The organism is Pseudoalteromonas sp. S3785 (assembly GCF_005887365.1).
Lineage (GTDB): Bacteria > Pseudomonadota > Gammaproteobacteria > Enterobacterales > Alteromonadaceae > Pseudoalteromonas.
This window is the reverse complement of the sequence record NZ_PNCT01000105.1, coordinates 1-3458: the sequence shown is the minus strand read 5'-3', so window position 1 is coordinate 3458 and position 3458 is coordinate 1. Positions and strand designations below refer to the sequence as shown.

General features: G+C 40.3%; 4 protein-coding genes. 1 reads left to right on the top strand and 3 read right to left on the bottom strand.

Annotated elements, in window-relative coordinates:
* Positions 1–139 precede the first annotated feature (139 nt).
* Positions 140–1249 carry a cell division protein ZapE gene (gene zapE / locus CWC17_RS18360; RefSeq protein WP_138614540.1) on the bottom strand — a complete coding sequence of 370 codons (1110 nt, stop codon included), beginning with the start codon at positions 1247–1249 and terminating at the stop codon, positions 140–142.
* A 59-nt stretch (positions 1250–1308) separates the two neighbouring features.
* Here zapE and rsuA point away from each other — a divergent pair, with 59 nt between their 5' ends.
* Positions 1309–2007, top strand: coding sequence for a 16S rRNA pseudouridine(516) synthase RsuA (gene rsuA, locus CWC17_RS18355; RefSeq protein ID WP_138614538.1), 699 nt, complete (start codon positions 1309–1311; stop codon positions 2005–2007).
* A gap of 47 nt (positions 2008–2054) precedes the next feature.
* Here rsuA and CWC17_RS18350 read toward each other — a convergent pair whose 3' ends face one another.
* Both CWC17_RS18350 and CWC17_RS18345 read right to left on the bottom strand, forming a co-directional pair.
* Complete coding sequence (locus CWC17_RS18350; protein ID WP_055016756.1) at positions 2055–2408, bottom strand: four helix bundle protein; 354 nt, start codon at positions 2406–2408, stop codon at positions 2055–2057.
* Between the two features lie 189 nt (positions 2409–2597).
* Positions 2598–3371, bottom strand: a complete 774-nt coding sequence (locus CWC17_RS18345; RefSeq protein ID WP_055018931.1) for a YggN family protein — start codon at positions 3369–3371, stop codon at positions 2598–2600.
* Positions 3372–3458 lie beyond the last annotated feature (87 nt).

Here is a 3458-nt window from a genome sequence, read left to right as displayed (position 1 = left end):
GCTGCGCGCTACACCGAGGAAGTATACTATTACTAGTCACTTCTCCTGTACTTCTCCTTATCTTCTCTGTGGTGATAACAATAGCTTAATCACTAAAAAACACCGGCTAGTTGCACTTAAACTTTAATAATAAAAAGCGTTACCAATTTTGCATTTCAACAATACGCGACTGTGTTCGCGCATATTCAAAGCTCAATTTTTTACCTTCATAAAGCGTTTCTATCTGCGCCTGCGCATTAATAACTAATAACTTGTGGCAATCGTAAAATTCATCTACCAATGCAATAAAGCGCCTCGCTTCGTCATCTAAATAATGCTCATCAAGAGTTTGTTTTTCTCGTTGGTAGCTATCTTCAATACCATGCACAATTACTTTACCTGTTGCGCCTACACCCATTTTTGGCACATTTGCTATATATAAAACATTAAACTGTTTGGCTAAAAGCATATAATCCTGAGCACTTCGCGGGCCAGAGCAAAGCGCCATAAAATCAATCATCAGTGCGTTATTTGCTTTAAATAAATACGGTAAAGCGCGCGAGTGTACCTGTAAACTTTGATTTTTAGTCGCTTGAGGATACTGTTTAATAAAAAGCTTATTAAACTCATCATTGGGTAAATTAATAAAATAGTGGCGGTTGTTTTTACCGTATCTAAAGCGGTGATCTTCTTGCCCGGCCACACTAACTATGTGGCAGTGGTTATTAATTAAATCGATTGTAGGTAAAAACCGCGCACGTTGTAGGCCATTATAATAGAGCTGTTCAGGCTTTACGTTAGAGGTTGCCACCAGCACAACCCCACAATCAAACAGGGCATTAAATAACCTTGCCATAATCATTGCATCGCCAATGTCACTAACAAAAAACTCATCAAAACACAGCACGTTTATATTTTTAGCCCACTGTTTGGCAATCAATGTAAGTGGATTTTTTTGCCCTTGTAATTGAGCAAGTTGGGCGTGTACCTGCGCCATAAAGTGATGAAAATGCAGCCGCTGTTTACGCTCAGTGGGTAAGTTTTTATAAAATAAATCCATCAACATAGATTTACCCCGCCCTACCGGCCCATGCAAATAAACCCCTTTAACGAATGGCGCTTTTTGCCACCACAATTTTTTTGTGCATAACTGTGTGCCCAGATTATTCAACGCATTTACCGCACTATGCTGAGCGTTATCAAATCGTAGTTCACCCGCTTCAATTTTTGTTTGATAGAGCTTTAATATTTGTGGGTAGTTTACTGTCATGGGGTTTCACTATCGGCTATAATCGCGGCCATTGTAGCCGACTAAAAATGTGAACTAAAATGAAATTCCCTTGCCGCTTAGATAAATTTATTAGCCACCTAGCAGAGCTGCCACGCTCAAAAGCACGCGCTGCAATTAAGCGCCAAGAAGCGCAAGTTAATGGGAAAGTTATTACCGCGTTCGATTTTCAAATATCCCAGCAAGATGAAGTAACATTTGCTGGCGAGCCTATGGTGTTTTTAGGCAAGCGCTACTTTATGCTGCACAAACCTGTAGGCTACGTGTGTGCTAATGTAGATGAGCTACACCCCACCGTATTTGATTTGCTCGATGAGCCAAATATGGCCGACTTTCATGTAGCAGGTCGCCTTGATATAGATACTACTGGCTTAGTGCTTATTACCAACGATGGCGACTGGTCGCATCGTATAACCTCACCCAAGCACAACAAATTAAAAACCTATTTAGTAGAAACCCAAGAGCCTATAACCGAAGACGCATTAGAACAACTACGCAACGGCGTACAACTTCACAACGAAAAAGATCTCACTCGCCCAGCTAAAGCAGAAGCACTTGCCACCTACAGCTTACGCTTATCAATCAGCGAAGGTAAATACCATCAAGTTAAACGCATGTTAGCCGCAGTAGGTAACAAAGTGGTAGAACTACACCGCGAGCAAATAGGGAATATTATACTGGACGAAAACTTAGCAAGTGGAGAGTATAGAGAGTTAAAAGAGGGAGAGGTTAAACTATAGAGCGGTCAACGGTCAGCGGTCAGCGGTCAGCGGTCAGCGGTCAGCGGTCAGCGGTCAGCGGTCATTTTTAATGTTGCGATTAAACTAGTCAACATTTTTGAAAGCGCTACGGTTTCATCAAGCCACTTTCGACCAACGGATTTATCTATATAACAAATATCTATTCCAATATAAATTTGCGTTCTTGCTTCAGCTATTGATGAGCGAGCAATATCTAAAAATCTAACTTTTTCTTTATTGCTGTCTCTGGTCATCCCCTCGGCTATATTACTAGGAACAGACAAACCAGAGCGTGTTAATTGATCTCTAAACCCATAATCTTTTATCGAGCTCGTGATTTTATATATATCAGCACTTAAACGGGCTGAACGTTTCCAAACTTCTAAGTTTTCAAAGTTCATCGACTTAATCCTAGCTATTTACTTTTAGCTTAGAAGTATTTGAAGAAATAGACACCCTAAACGCAATTAAAGCCTAAGACTGATAACTGATAACTGATAGCTGATAGCTAATAACTAATAACTAATAACTAATAACTAATAACTAATAACTAATAACTAACAGCTTATAGCTTATAACCCCCACTTTCCTTACGATTTTATCTGCACTAAATCAAAGTCAGCCATGCCCGGAACTATCGCTTGCAAGCGCGATTCGGTCACATCAAGTGCGTTTAAACATTCGCAATACTCAGAGGCTTTAAGCTCAAGTTGCTGGGCCTTTTTTTGTAGTGATTTATCTATTTCTTTAGAGATAATATTCATACGTTGGCCCATGTCGTTAATGCGGTCTTCAATATTACCTTCGCGTGATTTAAATGCATCACCAAGTGACATTAAAATAGCGCCTAACGAGCCATGTACGGCAGAATGTATTTGCTGGCTTATTTCTTTAGTGAAAAAGTCATCAATTTGCGAGAGAGACTGTGGAGCAATAAAAAAGAAGTCATCGCCGCGCTTAAATTTATCCATAAGCGCGCGCTCTACGTACTGGAGCTGGGTTTTTAGTACCTCAGGCTCTTTGTCAGACATTCCCTCAACCACATGTTCAATGGCGCTTAAACCTAAGTTAACCCCATCAGTGGCTAAGTTAACAAGCTCCGGCACGGTATGGCGAATACCATTACTAAATTGCTCAAGTACTTTGCTTTCTTCAGTGCTTAAATCAACCCAATAACCACGAATAAATAGCTGGTTATTGTTATTAATTTGCACGCGGGTTTGGCCTTTATCAAGAATACGTATAACGTCGTCGGTAATTATTAAGCCATGACTCAACTCAACATCGCACTGCGACTGAGCTAAAACTGCAGAACTTGAAAGTGCTAAACACAACGCCAATATCGAACGAGATAACAACGCCATATACACCCCACCAAGCTAAAAAAGGAAGGCAGGTAGGTTAACAAAAAACCAACTTTATGCAAGAAAAATAGCTGTTAGCTGTTAGCT

Coding starts and splice junctions, on each gene's coding strand:
- zapE (WP_138614540.1), bottom strand. CDS start 1,249: ATGACAGTAAACTACCCACAAATATTAAAGCTCTATCAAACAAAAATT.
- rsuA (WP_138614538.1), top strand. CDS start 1,309: ATGAAATTCCCTTGCCGCTTAGATAAATTTATTAGCCACCTAGCAGAG.
- CWC17_RS18350 (WP_055016756.1), bottom strand. CDS start 2,408: ATGAACTTTGAAAACTTAGAAGTTTGGAAACGTTCAGCCCGTTTAAGT.
- CWC17_RS18345 (WP_055018931.1), bottom strand. CDS start 3,371: ATGGCGTTGTTATCTCGTTCGATATTGGCGTTGTGTTTAGCACTTTCA.